Annotated in this window: 22 protein-coding genes; 12 read left to right on the top strand and 10 right to left on the bottom strand. The window is 70.3% G+C overall.

All coding sequences use genetic code 11. The features are described from left to right. The first annotated feature begins 67 nt into the window (after positions 1-67). Positions 68-649: a hypothetical protein gene (locus IFR14_RS02490; protein WP_191940101.1), complete on the top strand. Its 582-nt coding sequence runs from the start codon at positions 68-70 to the stop codon at positions 647-649. Between the two features lie 61 nt (positions 650-710). Here IFR14_RS02490 and IFR14_RS02485 read toward each other — a convergent pair whose 3' ends face one another. The 4 genes from IFR14_RS02485 to IFR14_RS02470 all read right to left on the bottom strand — a co-directional run bounded on the left by IFR14_RS02485 (position 711) and on the right by IFR14_RS02470 (position 6,266). Further along, a complete protein-coding gene (locus IFR14_RS02485; protein ID WP_191940100.1) occupies positions 711-1,247 on the bottom strand; it encodes a GNAT family N-acetyltransferase in 537 nt (178 codons plus the stop codon). Positions 1,248-1,642: 395 nt separating this feature from the next. Next, positions 1,643-2,611, bottom strand: coding sequence for an NAD-dependent epimerase/dehydratase family protein (locus IFR14_RS02480; protein WP_191940099.1), 969 nt, complete (start codon positions 2,609-2,611; stop codon positions 1,643-1,645). Next, complete coding sequence (locus tag IFR14_RS02475) at positions 2,608-5,286, bottom strand: alpha/beta fold hydrolase (protein ID WP_342365626.1); 2,679 nt, start codon at positions 5,284-5,286, stop codon at positions 2,608-2,610. Before IFR14_RS02475 ends, IFR14_RS02480 begins: the two co-directional genes overlap by 4 nt. Further along, the gene (locus IFR14_RS02470; protein ID WP_194718740.1) at positions 5,280-6,266 is read right to left on the bottom strand and encodes a 3-oxoacyl-ACP synthase III; all 987 of its coding nucleotides are present in this window, start codon (positions 6,264-6,266) and stop codon (positions 5,280-5,282) included. The genes IFR14_RS02475 and IFR14_RS02470 overlap by 7 nt, the downstream gene beginning before the upstream one ends. A gap of 228 nt (positions 6,267-6,494) precedes the next feature. On the opposite strand from IFR14_RS02470, the gene IFR14_RS02465 reads away from it, so the two are divergent. Continuing rightward, positions 6,495-7,568: a hypothetical protein gene (locus IFR14_RS02465; protein ID WP_137242714.1), complete on the top strand. Its 1,074-nt coding sequence runs from the start codon at positions 6,495-6,497 to the stop codon at positions 7,566-7,568. 78 nt (positions 7,569-7,646) lie between these two features. After that, the gene (locus IFR14_RS02460) at positions 7,647-8,873 is read left to right on the top strand and encodes a pyridoxal phosphate-dependent aminotransferase (protein ID WP_138945938.1); all 1,227 of its coding nucleotides are present in this window, start codon (positions 7,647-7,649) and stop codon (positions 8,871-8,873) included. Between the two features lie 93 nt (positions 8,874-8,966). On the opposite strand, the gene IFR14_RS02455 is transcribed toward IFR14_RS02460, so the two are convergent. Then, positions 8,967-9,635, bottom strand: coding sequence for a YitT family protein (locus tag IFR14_RS02455; RefSeq protein WP_086472703.1), 669 nt, complete (start codon positions 9,633-9,635; stop codon positions 8,967-8,969). Positions 9,636-9,726: 91 nt separating this feature from the next. Here IFR14_RS02455 and IFR14_RS02450 point away from each other — a divergent pair, with 91 nt between their 5' ends. Further along, positions 9,727-10,218, top strand: a complete 492-nt coding sequence (locus IFR14_RS02450) for an Lrp/AsnC family transcriptional regulator (protein ID WP_191940098.1) — start codon at positions 9,727-9,729, stop codon at positions 10,216-10,218. Positions 10,219-10,223: 5 nt separating this feature from the next. Here IFR14_RS02450 and IFR14_RS02445 read toward each other — a convergent pair whose 3' ends face one another. Continuing rightward, complete coding sequence (locus IFR14_RS02445) at positions 10,224-11,459, bottom strand: MFS transporter (RefSeq protein WP_342365625.1); 1,236 nt, start codon at positions 11,457-11,459, stop codon at positions 10,224-10,226. Between the two features lie 82 nt (positions 11,460-11,541). On the opposite strand from IFR14_RS02445, the gene IFR14_RS02440 reads away from it, so the two are divergent. Together IFR14_RS02440 and IFR14_RS02435 are read left to right on the top strand one after the other, a co-directional pair. Continuing rightward, positions 11,542-11,856 carry an ArsR/SmtB family transcription factor gene (locus IFR14_RS02440; RefSeq protein ID WP_064295809.1) on the top strand — a complete coding sequence of 105 codons (315 nt, stop codon included), beginning with the start codon at positions 11,542-11,544 and terminating at the stop codon, positions 11,854-11,856. A gap of 101 nt (positions 11,857-11,957) precedes the next feature. Continuing rightward, positions 11,958-12,275 carry a DUF7882 family protein gene (locus IFR14_RS02435; protein WP_191940097.1) on the top strand — a complete coding sequence of 106 codons (318 nt, stop codon included), beginning with the start codon at positions 11,958-11,960 and terminating at the stop codon, positions 12,273-12,275. Between the two features lie 192 nt (positions 12,276-12,467). Here the strand turns inward: IFR14_RS02435 and IFR14_RS20720 are convergent, their stop codons facing one another. After that, positions 12,468-12,752 carry a hypothetical protein gene (locus tag IFR14_RS20720; protein WP_241160991.1) on the bottom strand — a complete coding sequence of 95 codons (285 nt, stop codon included), beginning with the start codon at positions 12,750-12,752 and terminating at the stop codon, positions 12,468-12,470. 446 nt (positions 12,753-13,198) lie between these two features. Continuing rightward, complete coding sequence (locus tag IFR14_RS02425) at positions 13,199-13,720, bottom strand: MarR family winged helix-turn-helix transcriptional regulator (RefSeq protein ID WP_191940095.1); 522 nt, start codon at positions 13,718-13,720, stop codon at positions 13,199-13,201. Positions 13,721-13,851: 131 nt separating this feature from the next. On the opposite strand from IFR14_RS02425, the gene IFR14_RS02420 reads away from it, so the two are divergent. From IFR14_RS02420 to IFR14_RS02405, 4 genes are read left to right on the top strand one after another with little or no spacing between them, the layout of a single operon-like run. After that, positions 13,852-14,154 carry a hypothetical protein gene (locus IFR14_RS02420; protein ID WP_079704558.1) on the top strand — a complete coding sequence of 101 codons (303 nt, stop codon included), beginning with the start codon at positions 13,852-13,854 and terminating at the stop codon, positions 14,152-14,154. Between the two features lie 7 nt (positions 14,155-14,161). Then, complete coding sequence (locus tag IFR14_RS02415; RefSeq protein WP_085511244.1) at positions 14,162-14,713, top strand: RNA polymerase sigma factor; 552 nt, start codon at positions 14,162-14,164, stop codon at positions 14,711-14,713. Further along, positions 14,710-15,327, top strand: coding sequence for a hypothetical protein (locus IFR14_RS02410; RefSeq protein ID WP_240043982.1), 618 nt, complete (start codon positions 14,710-14,712; stop codon positions 15,325-15,327). Before IFR14_RS02415 ends, IFR14_RS02410 begins: the two co-directional genes overlap by 4 nt. Beyond that, the gene (locus IFR14_RS02405) at positions 15,327-15,710 is read left to right on the top strand and encodes a hypothetical protein (RefSeq protein WP_191940094.1); all 384 of its coding nucleotides are present in this window, start codon (positions 15,327-15,329) and stop codon (positions 15,708-15,710) included. The genes IFR14_RS02410 and IFR14_RS02405 overlap by 1 nt, the downstream gene beginning before the upstream one ends. Before the next feature lie 6 nt (positions 15,711-15,716). Here the strand turns inward: IFR14_RS02405 and IFR14_RS02400 are convergent, their stop codons facing one another. Then, entirely contained in the window at positions 15,717-16,655 is a 939-nt protein-coding gene (locus tag IFR14_RS02400; protein WP_137242724.1) for a DMT family transporter, read from the bottom strand. Positions 16,656-16,727: 72 nt separating this feature from the next. Here IFR14_RS02400 and IFR14_RS02395 point away from each other — a divergent pair, with 72 nt between their 5' ends. Beyond that, positions 16,728-17,651 carry a LysR family transcriptional regulator gene (locus IFR14_RS02395; protein ID WP_191940093.1) on the top strand — a complete coding sequence of 308 codons (924 nt, stop codon included), beginning with the start codon at positions 16,728-16,730 and terminating at the stop codon, positions 17,649-17,651. 90 nt (positions 17,652-17,741) lie between these two features. Continuing rightward, positions 17,742-18,923 carry an alcohol dehydrogenase catalytic domain-containing protein gene (locus IFR14_RS02390; RefSeq protein ID WP_137242726.1) on the top strand — a complete coding sequence of 394 codons (1,182 nt, stop codon included), beginning with the start codon at positions 17,742-17,744 and terminating at the stop codon, positions 18,921-18,923. An 84-nt stretch (positions 18,924-19,007) separates the two neighbouring features. On the opposite strand, the gene IFR14_RS02385 is transcribed toward IFR14_RS02390, so the two are convergent. After that, positions 19,008-20,444 carry a glucose-6-phosphate dehydrogenase gene (locus IFR14_RS02385; protein ID WP_191940092.1) on the bottom strand — a complete coding sequence of 479 codons (1,437 nt, stop codon included), beginning with the start codon at positions 20,442-20,444 and terminating at the stop codon, positions 19,008-19,010. Positions 20,445-20,740: the final 296 nt, after the last annotated feature.

The raw sequence follows: 20,740 nt of genomic DNA, 5'->3' as shown, positions 1-20,740 counted from the left end.
CGCAGCGACGGCGTGTGACCCCGACGCCCTGGTATCATTTAGCTATAGCTAATGATCGGGGGAGTCGATGAGTACGCTGATTCGGGACACGATGAGCGCTGCGGGGACGAGCGGGGCCGAACTGGCTCGGCGCCTGCACGTCACGCCTGGGGCGATCTCGCAGCTCTTGAAGTCCGAGGAGGACGCGACGATCAAGCTGGCATCGCTCGAGCGGGCAATGCGCGCCCTGGGGAAGGACATCGTCATCAACGCGGTCGAGTCGTCATCACCCGCCGCTCGGTTCTCGCCCGCCGGGGTCTCCCAGGCGATGAGCGACGCACTCATCGAGGGAGATCGCACCTTCGCCCTCCGCCTGCTGACGCAAGCGGCGCAGAAGGTCGCAGTCGAGCCCGACCTTGCGACTGATCCGCTGTTCGCCAGACCTCCAGAGCAACTCCCGGACACCGGATGGGACACCCTGTTCCGGGCCCATTACGGCCGAGCACTGCCTGATGCGCTCACCGCACGATGGCCCGAGCTGACGCCGCTGCCCGAGCCATGGTTCGTCTCCCAGTTCGACAGCCTGCGGGAGCGTGCGCGCACCCGCTCGCCGGAGCACTTGCGGCGCCTCAACATCTTCATCGACGAGCAGAGCCTGAGCCGCGCGTGAGCCGTGAGCCGCAGTTGGATCCAGGTTTCGTCCGCCAGTTGATGCGGGAGCTCCGGACCTCCTAACGAACCGGAAAGAGCAGATCGCCGTCAGGCGCCGGGTCAGTCGCCAAGCGGGCGTGCAGCTCGACATCGAAGCGATCGTCGCCGTACGCGAGCTTCTGCCGTTCGATGCCCTCGGCGAGGAAGCCGGCCCGTGTCGCGACCCCGCAGGACGCAGGGTTGTTGACCCGATGCCCCAGCTCCAGGCGGAACAGCCCCTCGCGGAATGCGTGATCGGCGACCGTCCTGACCGCTCGCGTCGCGAGACCGCTGCCCCGCGCACCCGCGATCAACCAGTAGGACAGCCAAGCTGTGGAGTGCCGACGGTCGATCGCGGAGACACCAACGTTGCCAACCACCGAACCGTTGCGGACGACCGCCCAGTTGAGCCGGGACTCGGAAGAGGTCAGCGCGCGCTCGATGAACTGGACCGCGTCCTGGACCGTCGACAGGTCTGCATGGCCGAACTGCGGAGCCAGGTCGACGTTCTCGACGAAGGCGGCATGGAGCGACTGCGCATCGTCAGCGTCCCACGGGCGCAAGAACGTATCGACCATGCGCCCAGTCTGGCAGCCGCCGCATCGCCGGGTATTGGCGCGGGTCCACTGATGACACCGCCCGTCGCGACGCGTACCATCTTCGGTACCGGGCTCCCTCGCCCGGTTGTGGCCCAGACCCCGCCGCCGCTTGAGCCGGCACCCGAATGTCTGGATCGCAGCGGCGGGGGCTGGGTTCCGGTACCCAGGTTCGGATAGCCATCTTGCGAACGGACCGAGCATTCCGCCGAAACGACCGGATCCAGCGCGTAAGCTGATCTGCATCGGGCTCCCTCGCCCGGTTGTGGCCCAGACCCCGCCGCCGCTTGAGCCGGCATTCGGGTGTCTGGAACGTTGCGGCGGGTCTGGTTCTGAGTATCAGCGACCGACTGCAGGACACCTGCCCGGTGTCTGATTCAGGCGCGGTAGTGCGCCGCCAGGCGCTCGAGGCCCTCGTCGATCGAGACCGCCGGCGTCCAGTGCAGGGCCGCGCGGGTCTGACGCTGGTCGAACCAGTGGGCGGTCGACAGCTGTTCCGCGAGGAAGCGCGTCATCGGCGGCTCATCGGCGCCGGGGCGGATGCTCCACAGGCGCTCGACGAGCCCACCGGCAGCTCGGGCGACACCGGCGGGGACGCTGAAGGCGGGCGGCTTCACGCCGGCAGCACGGCAGATGCCTGCCAGCAGCTCGCCGACCGGACGCGGCTCGCCGTTGGTCACCACGAACGCACGACCGTGTGCCGTCTCGGCGTGTTCGAGCGCCGCCGCGATTGCCGACGCTGCGTTCGCGACGTACGTGCTGTCGATGAGGGCGGTGCCGTCGTCGAGCAGCGGCAGGCGGCCGCGGCGGGCGCGGTCCACGATGCGCTCGACGAGCTGCGGGTCACCCGGACCCCAGACGAGGTGCGGCCGCACGACGACGACCGCGAAGCCGCGACGGTCCCGCGCGAGGGCGTGCAGTTCGCCCTGCGCCTTCGTCCGCGCGTACTCCCCGCGTGCCGCGTCCGGGTCGGCCGGTTCCGCACCGACACCCACGAGCGCCGAGCCACCGTGCGCGACGGACGGCGAGGAGATGTGGACGAACCGTGAGACACCCGCGGTCTCGGCCGCGTCGAGGACGACCTCGGCCCCGGTGACGTTGACCCGCTCGAACTCCGCCGGATCACCCGCCAACGAGACCTTCGCGGCCAAATGCACGACCGCGTCGACACCGTCCATCGCCGACTCGACGACGGCTGCGTCGGTGATGGATCCCCGCACCTCCTCGACGTCGGTGAGCGCGGATGGCCCACGCTGCAACACCCGGACGCGATGTCCACCGCGGAGCAGCTCGAGGGCGACCTCGCGGCCGAGCATGCCGCTCGCGCCGGTGACGAGGACCGTCACGGGGTGCTCAGCCGTTCACCGGCCAGGATGCCTTCCGCCCACACCGACAGGCGGGTGCGGTCGATCTTGGAGTTGTGGCGGATGTCCGTCGGCAGCTCGGGTACGACGAACACCGCGACGAGCGGCTGCGTCGAAGCGTCCCGCACCTGCGCGGCGAGCTCCGCCTCAGCGAGCTGGACCCGCTTCGTACCCGTGGTCGTCTCGACGATCGCGACGCACTGGCGGAGACCCTCGGGGCCGACGCCCACGACGGCGGCGCGGCGAACGAGCGGCACCGTCTCGATCGCCTGCTCCGGTCCGACCGGAGCGATCGGTCCGTCCTGGGTCGCGATCACGTGCGGCAGACGGCCCTCGATCCAGAGGCGGCCATCGGTGTCGAGATGCCCGACATCGCCGGTGCGGTGCCAGCGTCCGTCATCGGCGACGTCGCGGACGGCGGCCCGGTCGGTCAGCCAGAGCCGGTCGTACTGCGACTTGAGGTGATCGGCCGAGATGATGACCTCGCCCAGGCGGTCCGCGTCCTGCGTCGGCGCACCCGTGGCGCGGCCGGCCTCGTCGAGCGGGCTGATGCGCACGTCGACGCCGCCGATGGGCGTCCCGACGCACACACCCGTGTGCTCGGTGTCCTCGTCGGGCAGCGTGTCGAGGGTGATGTCCGCGACGAGCAGGCACTCGGTCATGCCGTACACCGCGTGTGCAGACGCGTTGGGCAGGACACCCACGAGTGCCGTGAGGAGCTGGCGACTGACGGGCGCGCCCGTCGAGAGCACGGTCCTGACGCCCTGGAGCGCCTGGCGGTCCGTACTGTCGAGCGCGTCGGCCGTCGCGACCACGTTCAGGATGGCGGCCGGCGAGAGGAACACGATGTCGGCGTCCGTCTCGGCCACGGCGGCAGCGACCGCTCGAGCGGTGAGCGTCCGCGGCGCCGAGATGTCCATCTCAGGCGTCGAGGAACGGGCCCCGAGCGCCGGGCCGAGCAGCGCGAAGGGCGCGAACCCGGTGACGAGTCCCGAGTCGGCGGTGATCGCGAAGTGCTCGGAGAGGACGTCGCGCAACGACGACAGCTGAGCATGGGTGTACTTCACGCCCTTCGCCGGGCCGGTCGATCCCGAGGTGTACAGGATCGCCGCGAGGTCGGTCGGGCCGGGTTCGCTGGGCAGCTCAGGCGTCGTGCGGGTGTCGAGCAGGTCCTTGAGGCTGTACGAGACGCCGAGCGCTGCTGCTGTCGCGCCGGGGAGGCGTGCGGCTGAGACCTTCACGCCGGGCCAGCCGAGCGCCCGGGCTGCGGCGAGCCCCTTGGTCTCACCGATGACGTACGCGGGCCACGCGCCTCGGACCGCGCGGTGGAGGCCCTTGACGCCGAGACCGGCGTCGGCGACGACGACGACCGCGCCGATGCGCAGGCAGGCGTAGATCACGGCGGTGAGCGTGGCACCGGGCGTGACGAGCAGCGAGACGCGGTCGCCCCGTCGCACGCCGATGCGGTGCAGGCCGGCGGCCAGGCGCGTCACGCGGTCGTCGAGTTGCCGCCAGCTGACGCGACGGGCCGCACCCGAACCGCGCTGTTCGACGATCGCATCGCTGTCGTCGGTACGCCGCTCGTCCAATCGCCGCCAGAGCGGTTCGAAATCGGGCTGCTCGGTCGTCGCGGCGGCGGACTCCATCGGAGCCGCTTCGACCGGCGCGCCCTGCGGCAGGCGGTCGTCGAGCCAGGTGAGCAGCGATTCCGCGACCGGGGCGTCCTCGATGACGAGGTGACCCGCGCCGGCGAAGCGGTGGACCTCCGCGTGCGGGAGGCGGTCGGCGAGGTCGTCGAGGTAGCGGTCGCTGAAGATCGGGTCGCGCGGACCCCACAGCATGACCGCCGGGACGCGGAGCTGGGCGACGTCGTCGGCGAGGCGCTCGAGGCGCGGGAAGCTGACATGCTCCGGGGTCGCCGGGATGTCGGCGACGAACGCGCCGATGCCGCGACGGCGCGCGGGCGCGGAGTACGGGCTGCGGTACGCGTCGCGGACGTCGCGGTCGAGCGGCGGGGACGCGAGCGACAGCGTCGTGTCGAGGAAGGCGGTCGTCTGGACCGAGCCGGCGCCGAGCATGCCGCGAGCGCCGGCGAGCCGCAGGGGTGCGGGGATCGGGGTGCCCTCCGGGTGGTGCACGGCCGTGTTGAGCAGCATCGAACCGACGAGGAGCTCCGGGTGCTCGGTGGCCCAGCCGAGGGAGATGACGCCGCCCCAGTCGTGACCGAGGGTGACGACGGGACCGGTGAGGCCGAGCGCGTCGGAGAAGGCTGCGAGGTCGGCGATCCGCTGTTCGAGCGTGCGGGCGACCTCCGTGCGCTCCGACCAGCCCATCTCGAGCTGGTCGACGGCGACGACGCGCCAGGCGGTCCCGCCGGCGTCGGCCTGCTCGACGGACCGGGTGACGAGCGAGCGCCAGAGGTACGACCAGGTCGGGTTGCCGTGGACGGCGAGGACGGTACCGACCGGTTCGACACCGGCTTCGCTGAGCGCGTCGGCGGTGTCGAGGTAGTGCCAGTTCCTCGTCACACCGTCGTCGGCCAGTCGACCGGGGACGTCGAGGCGGTGCGAGTACCGCGCGGGCAGGCCCGGCAGACCGGCGGCGCGCACGCCCATCGTCCGCAGGCCGACGTTCGCGGCGACCGTGCCCGCTACCACGCGAGTTCCATGAGGCCGGTGTTCAACCCCGAGCCGACGCCCATGAGGAGGACGCGGTCGCCCTTGTTCAGGGTCGACTGCTGGTCGGCGAGGGTGATCGGGATGGAGGCCGGTCCGACGTTGCCGAGGTAGGGATAGGTGACCGGCACGCGACTGCGGTCGAGCGAGGCGGCCTTCACCATGGAGTCCGTGTGGATGGACGACACCTGGTGGGTGATGTAGCGGTCCATCTTCGACCACCGCCACGAGTCGCCGGCGGCTTCCTTCCACGCGGAGACGACGAGGTCAAGCCCGCCCTTGAGGAGCGCTCGGGCATCGGTGAACATGCCGTCGACGCTGCCGACGCAGAGGTGGTTGAACTCCGTCGCAGCGCGGGTGACGCCGCCGAGGATGCGGTGTCCCTCGGGGTGACGGTCGGCCGGCCCGATGACGGCGGCGGCGGCCCCGGAGCCGAGGGTGAGGGAGGCGAACTCGCTCATGAAGTCGTCGCGATCGATGGTGCTGCCGCTGAGGCGCTCGATCGTGTTGGCGTGCACCTCGCTCGCGTCCTCGCCGTTGACGATGAGCGCGTACTCGATCTGGCCGGACTCGATCATCGCGGCCGCCATGGTCATGCCGGTGACGAAGCCGAGACAGGCGTTGGCGATGTCGAAGTTGATGGCCGAGCTCGGCAGGCCGAGGCCGTCGTGGATGCGGACGGCGACGGAGGGCTCGAGGTGCTGCCGCGTCACCGAGGTGTTGATCATGAGCCCGATCTGCGAGGGCGAGATGCCGGCCTCGGCGAGCGCACGGCGACCGGCCGACACCGTGGCGTCGTCCGAGTTCTCGCCGGGCCCCCAGTGTCGTCGCTCGACCACACCGGCGACGCGTCGCAGGATGCCCTTCGGGAGGCGGGCGCGTTTCATCGCGGCCGCGAGGCCCTCTTCGATCTCGACCGAGGTCACCACTGCGGACGGCAGCGTGCTCGCCACCGACAACATGGCCACATTGTCGAATCGGGTAGTTGCGTTTCCGGTCACGATTCCTCCGTGCCTCTGACCAGGCAGTCTTGACCGCCAGCGTCTGACGGTACTCCTCTACCCTGAACGTGGACGAATCGTGTCCCCGTTGTTGACAGCGGGTGCCCAGCGGGACAGCGCGCGGGGCGTCCGCCTAGGCTGGTGGACGCGGCCCATTCCGCCGGTGCCGCCTGATCGGAGGATGTCCCGATGGTGGTCCGCCCCTACTGGTTGAAGCGCGCGAGCATCGAGGAATTCGAGGCGGCCTACGACCCCGGGACGTGGCCCTCGTACACCGATTCGACCGGCCTGCCGCTGGTGGCCGAGGCGATGTCCAACCAGGATCCGGCGACGCGCGCGTTCATCGCCGGGCGGCTCCTTGACGACGGGGCGGATGCGACGGTCGTCCTCGACGAGGGGTACACGCTGCTGCACGTCCTGCTGGCGCAGCGCGCCCGGGACCCCGAGGTCGACCCTCCGCTCGTCCGTCGCCTCATCGCCGCCGGTGCCGACGTGAACCGGCCCGCCGGACGACACCAGCGCCGCCCGGTGGAGGAGGTCGACCACCCGAAGCTGTCCGAAGCGGAGCTCGAACCCTACTACCGTGCGTTCTTCGACCAGCCGGGCCTCGAGCTCCTCGCGCCCGACCCGCACGGGCACTCGGTGCTCGACCGCGCGCGCTCGAGTCGCTTCCGGCGGCCGCAGCTGTTCGACCTGGTGACGGTGTATCTGGATGCGGCCGGACTCGCCCCCGCCGCCGAGGCGGTGACCCGCACGGCGACCTGGCAGAACCTCGACGAGCTCCGAGCCGTCTACACCCCAGGCCTCGCGTCCGCGGTCGACGAGAACGGCGACAGCCTGCTCCACGCCGTTCTGCGCAATCCCGACCTCACCGTCCGCTCCACGTTCGTCCCGCAGCTGCTGGCCGACGGTGCCGACGTCGCCCTGCTCACCGCCGAGGGCGACAGCGTCCTCCACCTCGCGCTCGACCGCTCCGGCGCGCGGGAGGCCGAGCAGGACGCCCGGGTGCTCGGCGCACTCATCAGCGCGGGTGCCGATGTCAACGCGTCGTCACCGGCGAACGGTGTGCCGCTGACCGCGCTCGCCGGGCAGGGCAACTTCCCCGAAAGTCGGCTCGAACCGCTGTACGACGTACTCCTCGCCGCGCCTGGCCTTGACCCGGCCGTCGACCTCGCCGACGGCCGCACCGCGCTGGATGTCGTCCGCACGGCACGGCCTGCTCGTCCGGTGCTCCTCGCCCGCCTCGAGGCCATGGTCGCCTGACACCGGAGCCGACCGCGGGAGCCGCGATCCTGCAATCGGCACTGCCACGCGCGCAGGTCGCCGCAGTAGCCTGTGGGGATGACCACCCGCCGCACCCTCGACCAGTCCTCCAAGCTGAAAAGCGTCCTCTATGAGATCCGGGGGAAGGCCCTCGTCGAGGCCGTGCGTCTCGAGGCCGACGGGCACCGCATCCTCAAACTCAACACCGGCAACCCCGCCATCTTCGACTTCGAGGCACCGCACCAGATCGTGCGCGACATGATCGCCGCGCTCCCCCACTCCCACGGGTACAGCGACAGCCGCGGCATCCTCTCCGCGCGCCAGGCTGTTTCCTACCGCTACGAGGAGATGGAGGGGTTCCCGCGGGTCGACCCTGAGTGGGTGTTCCTCGGCAACGGCGTCTCCGAGCTCATCACGATGACGATGCAGGCCCTGCTCGACGACGGCGACGAGGTCCTCATCCCCGCGCCCGACTACCCGCTGTGGACGGCGATGACGAGCCTCGCGGGCGGCACCCCGGTGCACTATCGCTGCGATGAGGAAGCAGACTGGGCGCCGGACATCGAGGACATCCGCTCCAAGATCACGCCGAACACCAAGGCGATCGTCGTCATCAACCCGAACAACCCCACGGGTGCGGTGTACTCCCGCGAGGTGCTGGAGCAGATCGCCGGGGTCGCACGCGAGCACGGGCTGCTGCTGCTCGCCGACGAGATCTACGACCGCATCCTGTACGACGACGCCGTCCACATCCCGATGGCGACCGTCGCCCCCGACCTCCTCTGCCTCACGTTCAACGGCCTGTCGAAGACCTACCGCGTCGCCGGCTACCGGTCCGGCTGGCTCGTCATCACGGGGCCGCGTGACCACGCGCGCGGCTTCCTCGAGGGCATCAACCTCCTGGCCTCCACACGTCTGTGCCCGAACGTGCCGGCGCAGCACGCCGTGCAGGCGGCGCTCTCCGGCGTGCAGTCGATCGACGCCCTGATCGCACCGAGCGGTCGCCTGCTCGAGCAGCGCGACGCCACCTGGGCCGGCCTCAACTCGATCCCCGGCGTTTCCTGCACGAAGCCGATGGGTGCGCTCTACGCCTTCCCGCGCCTCGACCCGGAGGTCCACGAGATCCACGACGACGAGCTGCTCGTCCACGATCTGCTCGTGGCGGAGCACATCCTGCTCGTCCAGGGCACGGGCTTCAACTGGCCGGACCCCGACCACCTGCGGGTCGTCACCCTGCCGGAGGAGCGCGTCCTCACCGACGCGATCGAGCGGCTCGGCAACTTCCTGTCCTCCTACAAGCAGTAGGCGCCGACAAGCAGGAGGCGCGGCAGCAGGACATCGGCGCGGTAGCAGGACGTTCGCGAGCAGCGCGTCCTGCTGCCGGGCGGATCTCCTGCCCTACACCCCGAGGTAGCGACCCGGCCGGTGGTTGAGCGCGAGGATGAGGTTCAGGAGGACCGCGCCGAGCGCCGAGACGAGCACGTTGAGCGGCGGCACGGCGACGAGTGACACGAGCACCACCACGGTGTCGACGGCCATGAGCACGTAGCCCGCGCGGATGCCGAACCGGTCCTGGAGGATCAGCGCGACGATGTTGAACCCACCGAGACTGGCTCGGTGTCGGAACAGGATCAGGATGCCGACGCCGCAGAGCACGTTGCCGACGACGGCCGCGTAGAACGGGTCGATGTGCCCGACCGGCAGGAACAGCGGGTGCACCCCGGACAGGACGGACACGAGCACGATCGCGCCGCCGCTCCGCAGCGTGAACACCCAGCCCTTGCCGCGGATCGCGAGCAGGAAGAACGGCAGGTTGATCGCGATGAACAGCACCGGGAACGGCACGGGCGCGAGGTAGCTGACGAGGAGCGACAAGCCGGCCGTCCCACCGGTCACCGCCGATCCCGCCTTCAGGATGAAGAGGCCGAACGACACGACCGTGACGCCGACGAGCAGCCCGAGGATGTCCTCGACCACCCCGTGTCGAACCGGAGACGGTGCCGGGGCAGGCGTGGAGGGAGCCTGCTGCGCGCTCGACGTCGCGGCGCTCGGCTGCTGGGTGCTCATTCCGCCAACGATGCGTCAGCTCGTCGTCTTGCGCAACACGAGTAGAATGCAGTGGTCATCGTGCTCGATTTCCAGCCCGAGAGTGAGCAACATGCCTCATCCCGCGACCATCGACCACCTCGACGCGCGCATCCTGACCGCGCTCGACGACGACCCGTCCATGACGGCGCTCGCCCTGGCACGCACCCTCGGCGTCGCGAGGAACACCGTCCACGCCCGTCTGCGCCGACTCGAGACGAGCGGCGCACTCGGCGCCCCGAGTCGCCGGGTGCGACTGTCGGCGCTGGGCTACCCCCTCACCGCGTTCATCGAGATCTCCATCCGGCAGGACCTCGCAACCGAGGCCTACGCGGCCCTCGAGTCGATCCCGGAGATCGTCGAGGTGCACGCGACCACCGGCGACGCAGACCTTTTCGCGAAGGTCGTCGCGCACGACACGGAGGACCTGCACCGCATCGCCGGGGTGCTGCTCGCGGCTCCGGGCGTGGTCCGGACGAACACGAAGGTCTCACTCATCGAGGTCATCCCGTACCGCGCGTCGACCCTCCTCGATCGCCTCGCCGAGGGGCCGTCAGTGCGCTGAAGCCGTCAGCGCGCTGATCGGGCACGCACCACGGCGGCCGTGCCCGCGGCGATCGCGACGACCGTGCCGTAGCCGAGGACCGTGGCGTGGAGCCCAATGGCCGAGGCGAGGAGACCGGCGATGACGGCCGGGACCCCGAAGGACAGGTAGGCGACGATGTACAGCGCGGCGAACAGCTCAGCGCGTTCGTCGGCCGGCGCGAGCGGGACGAGCGAGGCGATCGTGCCCATGAACGCCGTGCCGAACCCGGTGCCGGCGATCACGACGGCGACCACCGCGATCGGGAGCGACCCGAGGATCAGGGCGACGAGCAGGAGCACGGTCCCGGCGGACAGCGCGGACGCCCCGTAGACCGCCGCGACGACGGGTCGGCGACGGTGCAGCACCGCGGCGGCGACGGCCCCAGCGGCCGGCAGCAGCCCGATGAGGAGCGCCCCTCCGAGCTGGCCGTCCACGCCGAGTTCCGTGTGCATGATGCTCGGCCCGAGGGAGAGGAACAGCCCGCCGGTCGCCCACCCGCCGAGGACGATCGGGATGCTCACGACGAACAACCGTCGGGCGTCGACGGGGACGGCTGCGCGGGGACGGATGGCGCGGGCCCATCCGGGAGCGCGGGCGGAGGTCTCCGGCACGATCCAGATTGACGCCGCGATGAGCAGATAGGCGACCGCCAGCGGCAGGAACGTCCAACTCGACGGATCGGCGACCGTCTGCAGGAGGACGCCCGCGAGGATCGTGCCGGCGGCGAGACCGATCATCGGTGCGATGGCGTTCAGCAGGGTCGCCGCTCGTGGCCGCTCGGGCGGGGCCAGATCGATGATGGTCGCCGACAGCGTGGAGAGCAGCGCCCCACTGGCGAGCCCTTGGAGCACGCGCGCGAGGTACAGCAGTGCTCCGGAGTCGACGTGCCAGAGGAGCAGCATGCTCGCGGCGAGCACGACGAACCCTGCGGTGATCACCGGGCGGCGTCCGAGGTGGTCCGAGACCGAGCCGATCGTGAGGAGTGCTACCAGCAGGGCGAGCGCGTAGGCCGAGAAGGCGATGGTGACGCCGATCGGGCCGATGCCGAGCCGCTCCTGGAGCTCCGGGTAGAACGGTGACGGAGCGCTGGCGCCGGCGAGCATGAGCGTGCTGCCGAGGCCCGCGAGGACGAAGCCGAAGCGACGGCGCGGAATCGCGGGCACACCGGTGGCCGCGGTGGGCACGGGTCGGGTCGAGGGTGACGGGGTCGTCGTCTGCACGGGGCGGCATCCTTTGGTTCCAAAAATGTCGAACGATTGGACGATACGCGCTTTCCGCTGATTGTTCAACTATTATCGAACCATGCCTGCACCAGCCGATCTCACGCACCCCGACCGCGAGGCGATCGAGCTGCCGGCCGTGCTCTTCGCGCTCAGCGATCCCGACCGACTCGAGATGGTGCGGCAGCTCCGGGACGGGCCGATGGACGCCGCGAACTGCACCGCCCTCGACCCCACGATCCCGAAATCGACGAAGTCCCACCTCATGAAGGTGCTCCGCGAGGCCGGCGTCATCCGGAACGAGCCGAACGGTCGCCACCGCACGCTCACCCTGCGGCGTGACGACCTCGACACCCGGTTCCCGGGCCTCCTCGACGCCGTCCTCGACGCCGACTGACCGGTGCCCCCGCCCCTCGGGTTCGCCGCTCGTGGACGGGAGCTGCCAGAATTGTCGGCGCGGTGATCCACCGCACACACGACGACAGGGGGCTGGGGAACATGGGAACGCTGCGGTACGGGAACGAAGCACTCGAGCTCGAGGACCGGACCCTCGCCCATGTGCAGATGGTCGTCGTCTCCAAACTCCGCAAGGGTGAGGCGTTCCTCCTCTCGTGGACGATCGACCCCGCACACGGCTCGGGCCGCTACGCGATCTGGATCGAGACCGGCGTCCCCATCGTCTTCCGGTTCACCGGCTCCCGCCCGGTCGCGCTCAACCGCGCCTGGTTGCAGGCCATGCTCGACCGCACCTACACGCCGGCGGGGCTCGAGCTGATGCCGGAGACCGACTACCCGGAGCTGTCCGCCGACAACTGAGGCGCGGCCGCCGGCACGATCCCGAGTAGCACAAGCGGTCCGACCGTTCAAGCACCGGTCGTCCGACACGTGCTCGATTACCATCGGATCATCGAAGGTCGGGGACTTCTGAGAGTCGGCTCGAGCGGTGCCTGGAGGGCCCGCAGCGCGCGGTCGAAATCGTCGAAGACATTCGGAGGCGGGTCACACGGATCAGACCGTGCGGCCCGCCTCGTATCTGCGATCGCCGCTTGATGCAACGGCGCTCGACGACGCGTCGAGCAGGATGGTCGCGGACGCACGCGGGCCGAAACGCTCGGCGAAGTCAATCTCATTCGGGAGCCAGACATCGCGCCACAACGATTCGTGGTCGCGGCCGAGTCGTTGATCGCGAGCCATTCCGCGCTCGGCGGCGGTGTTCAGGTCGACATCACACCACACGGTCACGTCGAGACTGGGAAGCGCCTCAGGGTGCAGGAGCCCGATGAGGTCGACCACGAGGATATCCGCCTTCGGGAGCGACTCCGGCGCGCCGAGGGCCCGTGCCGACCAGTCATACCGACGGAACTCGCTCTCTTGACGCGCCCGGAACGGATCCAACACGGTGGTCACGAGGCGTCGACGATCCACCCCGTCCCAGTCGGATGACCGCCTGTGCGAGCGAGCCGGGTCGAGGAAGTCGTCGCCCCTGATGCGCGCCGCCCGTGGGAGTTCCGCGACCAGACTTCGCGCGAGTGTCGACTTCCCTGAGCCGCAGTAGCCCGAGATGCCGACAGTGATGGGATGCGCCGTTTGCTGCGAATGACTCTCGACATGGTCGATGAGGGCGCGATATTCCATATGTTGACCATACAAGTGACCAGTCCACGCTGGGTAGGCCGAAGACTCTCGCTCTGCCGGTGGCGGCCTGCGCCTGTGCCGCTCGCGGCAAGTGCCGGGGCGGCTCAGGGCTGCGGCTGCCCCTCGGGCTCGGTGCGGTCGATCGAGTCGACGGCCTCGCGCATGCGGTCGAGGAAGTCGACGATGCCGGCCGCGATCTCCGGTTCGATCCCGGTGGTGGCCTCCATCATGCGGTGGTGCATGTGGCTCAGGGTCTTGCGGACCTCCGAGTCGGCGAAGTCGGTGGTCGAGACGGTGACGCGGCGACGGTCGGTCTCGCTCGGCCGACGGACGACGTGACCCGCCGCCTCCAGGCGGTCGAGCATGACCGTGACCGATGAGGTCTTGATGCCGAGGTAGGCACCGAGATCCGTGGGGCTGACGAGGCGGTGCTCCTGCTTGGCGCGCAGCATGAACCGCAGCGCGAGGAGGTCGTTCTCGCCCATGTGCATCTCGTCGCGGGTCCGACGACGCATGGCGGCCTCGGCAGCACGGTACAGACGCATGGCCTCGAGCATGCGGCGGCCGCGCTCGTGCTCGTCCTGTTCGTACCAGTAGTGCTGCGCGTCAACGGCTTGGGCGGTCATGAAGTCCAACAGTAGTGGTTCTCGTAACGAGATTGTCTAGCGGAGTCTGGATCGCGATGTCAAGTGGGGTACATGCAGACGCATGAATAGCTAGATTCTCTAACAACACGAACGTTGAGCAAGGAGCAGTCATGAGCACGGTGTTGGAGCGAGGCACGGGGACCACGGTCTCCTGGGCCGAGCCGGACGCGACCCTCTGGGTCGCCTCGGTCGACGGCGAGTACGCCGGCATGGTCGAGTTCCGGGACGGCCGCTTCGTCGCCGCCTCGAGCACCGGCAAGGATCTCGGGGTCTTCGTCTCCCTGCTCCGCGCCAAGGAGGCGGTGGAGAACGGCCCGGCGAAGACGCTCCAGTTTCCGTACGTCGCCGCTGTCGCCGCGTCCGCGATCGTGTCCGCGACCGCCGTCGCCTTCACCGCGTTCGCCGTCCTCTAACCACTCCGTGAAGCGCTCGCTCGAGGTGCTCCCGGACGGCATCCTCGCCGAGCGCGCCGCCGACGGAGACGCCACCGCCTTCGAGGTCCTCGTCTTCCGGCACGGTTCCCTCATGCGCGCCTACGCCGTCCGCGTGCTGGGCAACCAGTCGGAGGCGGAGGACGTCGTGCAGGACGTCCTCATCCAGGCGTGGGGCCAGCTGGACCGACTGAACGACCCGAACGCGGTGAAGTCCTGGCTGATGCGCATGGTCTCGAACCGGGCGATCGACCGCATCAGACGCCGCCGCGAACACAGCGAGATCGAGGATTGGAATGCCCCCGCCCCGTCCCATCAATCCCCGGAACGGGTCGTCGAGGTGCGCATGCAGATGAGCGCCCTCGCATCGGTCCTCGACCGACTGCCCGCCATGCAGCGCGAGTGCTGGATGCTCAAGGAGACGGGCGGGCTGTCGTACGTCGAGATCGCCGAGTCGCTCGGGGTCCCGGCCTCGACGGTGCGCGGCCAGCTCGCGCGGGCCAGACAGACCGTCCTGCGGGAGATGGAGGTGTGGCGATGAACGACGACGACCACGAGTCCATGCTCGACGACCTGGCCGGCGCCGACCTCGACGGGCACACCATCGATGAGCTCTCCGACTACCTCGACAGCGGCCGTGAGCCCCTCGACCCCGACATCGAAGCCTCCCCCGGCTGCCAACTCGCCCTCGACGCCCTCCTCCGACTGCGCACCCAGACCTGGGCACTGCTCAAGTCGGAGGCGGCGACGCACTCCGAGCAGGACCGCTCCTGGATGCACGCGGTGCTCCAGAACATCTCGCTCGAGGCGCACGCCGGTCGGGACATCCCGCTCAGGCACCCCGACCCCGAGGTGCACCTGCGCATCACGGAAGGCTCCGTCCGCACTCTGATCCGCGGGGTGGGCGACAGCGTCGGCGGGGTCATCGTCGGTCGGGTCCGCCTCGACGGCGATGTGACGACCCTGGACGCGCCGATCACGGTGGCGATCACCGCCTCGGCCGCGTTCGGCAACAACCTCGAACGGCTGTCGCAGCTCATCCGGGATCGCGTCGTCGCGGAACTGGCCACGCACACCGAGCTCAACGTGGTCGCCGTCGACGTCACGATCATCGACATCCACACGCAGCGCGTCGCCCGGCCGGAGGACTCCTGATGGACACCGATGCCGCACTCTCGCAGCAGCTCACCGCCGCCGTCGCCGCGACACCGGGGGTCACGACGGTCTACGCGTCCGGGTCGCCGATCCGTGCGGTCCTGCGGACCGTCGCCGACGCGGTCGGTCGCGACGACGAGGAGCCGACGAAGGTGGCGGTCGGTCGCGGAGCCGACGGTGCGCTGACGATCGGCGCGACGATCGGTGTGACCGACGGGGCTCCGGTCCCGGCGACCCTCCGTCTCGTCGGCGACGCGATCCGCGGCGTGCTCGCGACGTCGATGGCGGAGACGCCGATCCATGAGATCGACGTCCGCGTGTGCCGGATCGAGGACGCAGCACCGCTGGGAACGCCGCTCACGGGCGCGGCGACCACACCGTAGACCCCGTCAGACAGGCGCCGGCTCCTGCTGCACCGTGGGTGCCGTGCCGGTCGTCCGCGCGCGGTGGCGGCGTTCGATCGCCTGGCCGACATAGCTCGCCACGATGATCAGCGCCGCACCGAGCGCACCCAGCGGGCCGATCACCTCCCCCGCGATGAGCACGCCGACGAGGAGCGCCCAGACGGGTTCCGTCCCCATGAGGATGCTCGCGCGCGACGCCGAGGTCCGCCGCACCGCCCACAGCTGGACGACGAAGGCGAACACGGAACACAGCAGACCGAGGAACAGCACGTCCAGCCAGCCGCGCAGATCGAGCAGCGTGACAGCCGCAGCGAGACCGTCACCGGCGATGAGGCTGAACGCCCCGGCGCACACGAGCATCTGGACGAACACCACGCCGAGCGTGCTGTCGGTTCGACCTCGCGTCAGGTGCGCACTCGACGTCACGTGCACCGCACGGACGACGGCGGCGGCGATCACGAGCGCGTCGCCCACGGTGGGTGCGCGGAGACCGCCGTCCGACACGAGCAGCGCGACACCGACCACGGCTGCGACCGCGGCGACGAAGTAGGACCTCGGGAGCCAGGACCGCGACGCGACACCGTCGAGCACCGGCGTCATGACGAGCGCGAGGCTGATGAGCAGCCCGGCGTTCGTCGCCGAGGTCAGGTGCACGCCCCACGTCTCGAGGCCGATGATCGCGGCCTGCGAGCAGCCGAGTGCCGCCGCAATCAGCAGGCCCCGTCCGCGAGGGAGCCGCTCCCGTCGCACGAGACAGATGAGCCCGATGGCGATCACCGCCACGAGGAACCGCAGGGCGACCGCGGCCGGCACACCGGTGACGGCGGCGAGGTCCTTCGCCGCGAGGAAGCTGGCGCCCCACACCGCCGCGACCCCGACGAGCAGCACGTCGACGATGAGTTCGGAGGGTGCGCGGCGGGCCATGCCGCTACTCTCCTGGAGACGGACACGACAGAACAACAGGCAGTGTCTGGATCGACGATGAAGGAAAAGCTTATGGATCCCGTGCGCCTCCGCCTCCTCCGCGAACTCGGCGACCGCGGCAGCGTCGCCGCGGTCGCCGCAGCCATGCACGTCAGCGCCTCGGCCGTGTCGCAGCAGCTCGCCGCGCTGCAGGCCACCATGCCGGTGCCGCTCACCGAGAAGCACGGGCGTCGCCTCGTCCTCACCGAGGCCGGCGAAGCCCTGGCCGTCGCCGCCGCGCGCGTCGAGGAGGCACTCGCCGAGGCCAGGGACGCCGTGGACTCCTTCCTCCAACACGAGCAGCGCCCCGTGAGCGTCTCCGCGTTCCACAGCGCGGGGCTGGCGTTCTTCGGACCGCTGCTCGCGGGCGGCCCCATCCCCGGAGCCGACGCGACCGGTCCGGTTCCGCGGCTCCTCCTCGCCGACGCCGACGTCGCGCAGGACCGGTTCGCCGGTCTCACGGCGGACTACGACCTCGTCATCGCCCACCGGCTCCCGCACGAGCCGGCCTGGCCGCTCGACCGCCTCGTCGTGACGCCGCTGCTCGTCGAACCCCTCGACATCGCGATGCACGAGGCGCATCCGCTGGCCGCGCGGTCGGAGCTGCGACCGGAGGATCTGCGCGACGAACGTTGGATCTCCACGCATGAGGGGTTCCCGCTCGCCGGTGTCCTCCACCACCTGGGAGCGCTGAGCGGCGAGGCGCCGCGGATCGACCACCGCATCAACGAGTTCTCGGTCGCCGCCCAGGTCGTCCGCACCGGGGCTGCGATCGCCGTCATGCCGCGCACCACGGCGGCACCGTTGGCCGTCGACGGCATGGTCCTCCGACCGGTCGCCGGCGCGGTCCTCGTCCGGCACGTCGACGTCCTGGCGAGACCGGAGGCGATGGCGCGATCCGCGGTCCGGTCGGTGCTCGCCAGCCTCCAGCGCGTGGCCGCCGACGCGGCACGCTGAGCTCGTATCAGCCCTCCGACGAGACGTCCACCCCCGGTCGCCCGACGCCCGGGAGGCGCAGGGTGGACGGACAACGACGAAGGAGCATCCATGCGCGCACTCACGTACCAGGGTCGCCGGTCGGTGTCGGTCGAGACCGTCCCGGACCCCGCGATCACCGCCCCCACCGATGCGATCATCCGTGTCACCTCGGCAGCCATCTGCGGCTCCGACCTCCACCTCTACGAACTGTTCGGCCCGTTCCTCGACCGCGGTGACGTCCTCGGCCACGAGACGATGGGTGTCGTCGAAGCCGTCGGCTCCGAGGTCACCCGCGTCGCGGTCGGCGACCGGGTCGTCATCCCCTTCACCATCGCGTGCGGCGAGTGCTTCATGTGTCGCAACGGGCTGCAGTCGCAGTGCGAGACGACCCAGGTGAAGGAGCATGGCAGCGGCGCCTCCCTGTACGGCTACACGAAGCTCTACGGCCAGGTGCCGGGCGGACAGGCCGAGTTCCTGCAGGTCCGACTCGCCGACGCGAACTGCATCGTCGTCGGTCGCGACCTGCCCGACGAGTCCTACCTCTACCTGAGCGACATCCTCCCGACCGCCTGGCAGGGCGTCGAGTACGCCGGGGTGCCGGACGGCGGCTCGATCACCGTGCTCGGCCTGGGCCCGGTCGGCCAGCTCGCGGCTCGCATCGCCAAGCACCGCGGTCTCGAGGTCTTCGCCGTGGACCCGGTGCCGGAGCGCCGTGCCCTCGCCGAGCGCTACGGCATCCGTGCCCTCGACCTCTCGGACGACGTGGTCGCTGAGCTCCGCGACGCCACCGGCGGACGAGGCCCGGACGGGGTTGTCGACGCCGTCGGCATGGAGGCCCACGGCTCACCGATCGCGGCTGCGGCACAGACGGCCGTCGGCGTGCTGCCCGACGCGATCGCGCGACCGGCCATGGAGCACGCCGGCATCGACCGGCTCGCCGCGCTGCACACCGCGCTCGAGCTCGTCCGCCGTGGCGGCGTCGTGTCCCTGAGCGGCGTCTACGCCGGTGAGGCGGACATCATGCCGATGAAGTCGATGTTCGACAAGCAGGTGTCGCTCCGGATGGGTCAGTGCAACGTCGCCCGCTGGATTCCGACGCTGCTCCCCCTCGTCGAGGACAGCGCCGATCCGCTCGGCGTGCTCGACCTCGCGACCCACCGGGTGCCGCTCGCCGAAGCTCCGGCGATGTACGAGACGTTCCAGAAGAAGGAGGACGGCTGCATCAAGGTCGTCCTGAAGCCGTCGGCGTAACCGCCCACTGCACGAAACGACCCGCGCCGATCATTCGGCGCGGGTCGTTTCGTGTCAGGCGGTCAGCACGGCGTCAGCGCCCGATCACCAGTCCGTCGGACCGGCGCTCCCCGCCTCGTACTCCTCGAGCGGCGTTTCGCCGGCGGCCCAGGCGGTGACGACCGGGGTGACGATGCGCCAGCACTGCTCGGCGATGTCGCCGCGCACCGACAGCAGCGTGTTCTCCTGCAGGAGGCCGGCGAGCACCTGCGCGTAGGCGCTCAGGGTCGCGGCTCCGGGATCGGCCTCGAGCTCGACCCGGCGCAGGCCGTCGACGTCGTCGGCTCCGGTCACGATGAGGTCGAGGTGCACCGCACCGCCCTTAAGTGACATCCGGAGGACGGTGTCGGAGTGTCCGTCGGGAGCGTCGAGCCCCGCCGGCGCGGCCGAGGGTCGGAAGTGGACGGCGACCTCACGGCGTGGATCGCCGATGCCCTTGCCGGAGCGCAGGACGAACGGCACGCCCTGCCAGCGCGGGGTGTCGACCTGGAGCAGGAGCTGTGCGAGCGTCTCCGTCTCGCGGGAGGCGTCGACGTCGGGCTCGTCCACATAGGAGGGGAAGAGCCGGTCGCCGACCCGGCCCTCGGTGTAGCGGGCGCGACGGGCCGTCGACGGATCGTCCTTCCACAGCCGGACGGCGCCGAGGACCTCGGCGATGCGGTCGTGGACGTCGGTCGGCGTCACCGCGTCCGGCCGCTCCATCGCGGTGAGGGCGAGGACCATCAACAGGTGGCTCTGCAGCATGTCGCGGAGCGCGCCGGTCTGGTCGTAGAACGCCGCACGACCCTCGAGCCCCAGCTCCTCGTCGTAGAGGATCTCCACCTTCTCGATCTGTTCCGCGTTCCAGCCCGCCTCGAGGAGTCGGTTGCCGAAGCGGAGGCCGAGCATCCCGAGGACGGTCGCGTTGCCGAGGAAGTGGTCGATGCGCCACAGACGCTCCTCCGGCACGACCTCGGCGAGCGCCGCGTTGAGCGCCTGGGCGTCGGCGAGGTCGTCGCCGAAGGGCTTCTCGATGGCGATGAGGAGGTCGTCGGGCAGGTCGATCTGCGCGAGCGCCTCGGCGACCTTACGCCCGGCGGACGGTGGGAGCGCGATGTAGAGGATCGGCGAGCCGGTGCAGGCGTCGAGCAGCGCACGCAGTTCGTCGGGGTCGGAGGCGTCGGTCGGGATGAACTCCGTCGTCGACACCAGCGCGTCGACGGTCCGGGCGCCGATGCCGGCGTCCTCGAGGCTGGCGCGGACGGTCGCACGCCACTCCTCGTTCGGTTGCGGCGTGCGGGCGGCGCCGATGATCTGCAGCGAGATGTCGCGTGCGGCGTCGACGACCTCGCCGAGGCCGGGGATCAGGAGCCGCTTGGCCAGGTCGCCGTTGGCGCCGAGGATGGCGATGGTGCGCTTCGTCGGTTCCAGCGACTCCGCGTCCGGGATGCCGGGTACGGTGTCGGGATCGGGCTGGGTGGTGGTGTCGGACTGGTCGCTCATGATTCCATCCTGACCGAGAGCCGGATGATCGTCGTGGGGTTGCGCACGCCCGCGCCCCGGTCACTGAGCAGCACTCGGTCACTGAGCCTGTCGAAGTGCCCCCGAGCACACGTCCACGGCCACAGAACGACTCCCCGTAGGCCCTTCGACAGGCTCAGGGAACGGGCGCCCCGCTCACCGAGCCGACCTCGGTCACTGAGCCGACCTCGGTGACTGAGCCAACTTCGGTCACTGAGCTTGTCGAAGTGCCCCCGAGCACACGTCCACGGCCACAGAACGACTCCCCGTGGGCCCTT

Source organism: Plantibacter sp. CFBP 8775 (assembly GCF_014839505.1).
Taxonomy (GTDB): Bacteria; Actinomycetota; Actinomycetes; order Actinomycetales; family Microbacteriaceae; genus Plantibacter; species Plantibacter auratus.
The sequence above is the reverse complement of the archived record's forward strand: the minus strand, read 5'-3'. Positions and strand labels throughout refer to the sequence as shown.

Excerpts from the sequence above, each read along its gene's own strand:
- IFR14_RS02490 (WP_191940101.1), top strand. The coding sequence starts at position 68 with ATGAGTACGCTGATTCGGGACACGATGAGCGCTGCGGGGACGAGCGGG.
- IFR14_RS02485 (WP_191940100.1), bottom strand. The coding sequence starts at position 1,247 with ATGGTCGATACGTTCTTGCGCCCGTGGGACGCTGACGATGCGCAGTCG.
- IFR14_RS02470 (WP_194718740.1), bottom strand. The coding sequence starts at position 6,266 with ATGTTGTCGGTGGCGAGCACGCTGCCGTCCGCAGTGGTGACCTCGGTC.
- IFR14_RS02465 (WP_137242714.1), top strand. The coding sequence starts at position 6,495 with ATGGTGGTCCGCCCCTACTGGTTGAAGCGCGCGAGCATCGAGGAATTC.
- IFR14_RS02460 (WP_138945938.1), top strand. The coding sequence starts at position 7,647 with ATGACCACCCGCCGCACCCTCGACCAGTCCTCCAAGCTGAAAAGCGTC.
- IFR14_RS02455 (WP_086472703.1), bottom strand. The coding sequence starts at position 9,635 with ATGAGCACCCAGCAGCCGAGCGCCGCGACGTCGAGCGCGCAGCAGGCT.
- IFR14_RS02450 (WP_191940098.1), top strand. The coding sequence starts at position 9,727 with ATGCCTCATCCCGCGACCATCGACCACCTCGACGCGCGCATCCTGACC.
- IFR14_RS02440 (WP_064295809.1), top strand. The coding sequence starts at position 11,542 with ATGCCTGCACCAGCCGATCTCACGCACCCCGACCGCGAGGCGATCGAG.
- IFR14_RS02435 (WP_191940097.1), top strand. The coding sequence starts at position 11,958 with ATGGGAACGCTGCGGTACGGGAACGAAGCACTCGAGCTCGAGGACCGG.
- IFR14_RS02425 (WP_191940095.1), bottom strand. The coding sequence starts at position 13,720 with ATGACCGCCCAAGCCGTTGACGCGCAGCACTACTGGTACGAACAGGAC.
- IFR14_RS02420 (WP_079704558.1), top strand. The coding sequence starts at position 13,852 with ATGAGCACGGTGTTGGAGCGAGGCACGGGGACCACGGTCTCCTGGGCC.
- IFR14_RS02410 (WP_240043982.1), top strand. The coding sequence starts at position 14,710 with ATGAACGACGACGACCACGAGTCCATGCTCGACGACCTGGCCGGCGCC.
- IFR14_RS02405 (WP_191940094.1), top strand. The coding sequence starts at position 15,327 with ATGGACACCGATGCCGCACTCTCGCAGCAGCTCACCGCCGCCGTCGCC.
- IFR14_RS02400 (WP_137242724.1), bottom strand. The coding sequence starts at position 16,655 with ATGGCCCGCCGCGCACCCTCCGAACTCATCGTCGACGTGCTGCTCGTC.
- IFR14_RS02395 (WP_191940093.1), top strand. The coding sequence starts at position 16,728 with ATGGATCCCGTGCGCCTCCGCCTCCTCCGCGAACTCGGCGACCGCGGC.
- IFR14_RS02390 (WP_137242726.1), top strand. The coding sequence starts at position 17,742 with ATGCGCGCACTCACGTACCAGGGTCGCCGGTCGGTGTCGGTCGAGACC.
- IFR14_RS02385 (WP_191940092.1), bottom strand. The coding sequence starts at position 20,444 with ATGAGCGACCAGTCCGACACCACCACCCAGCCCGATCCCGACACCGTA.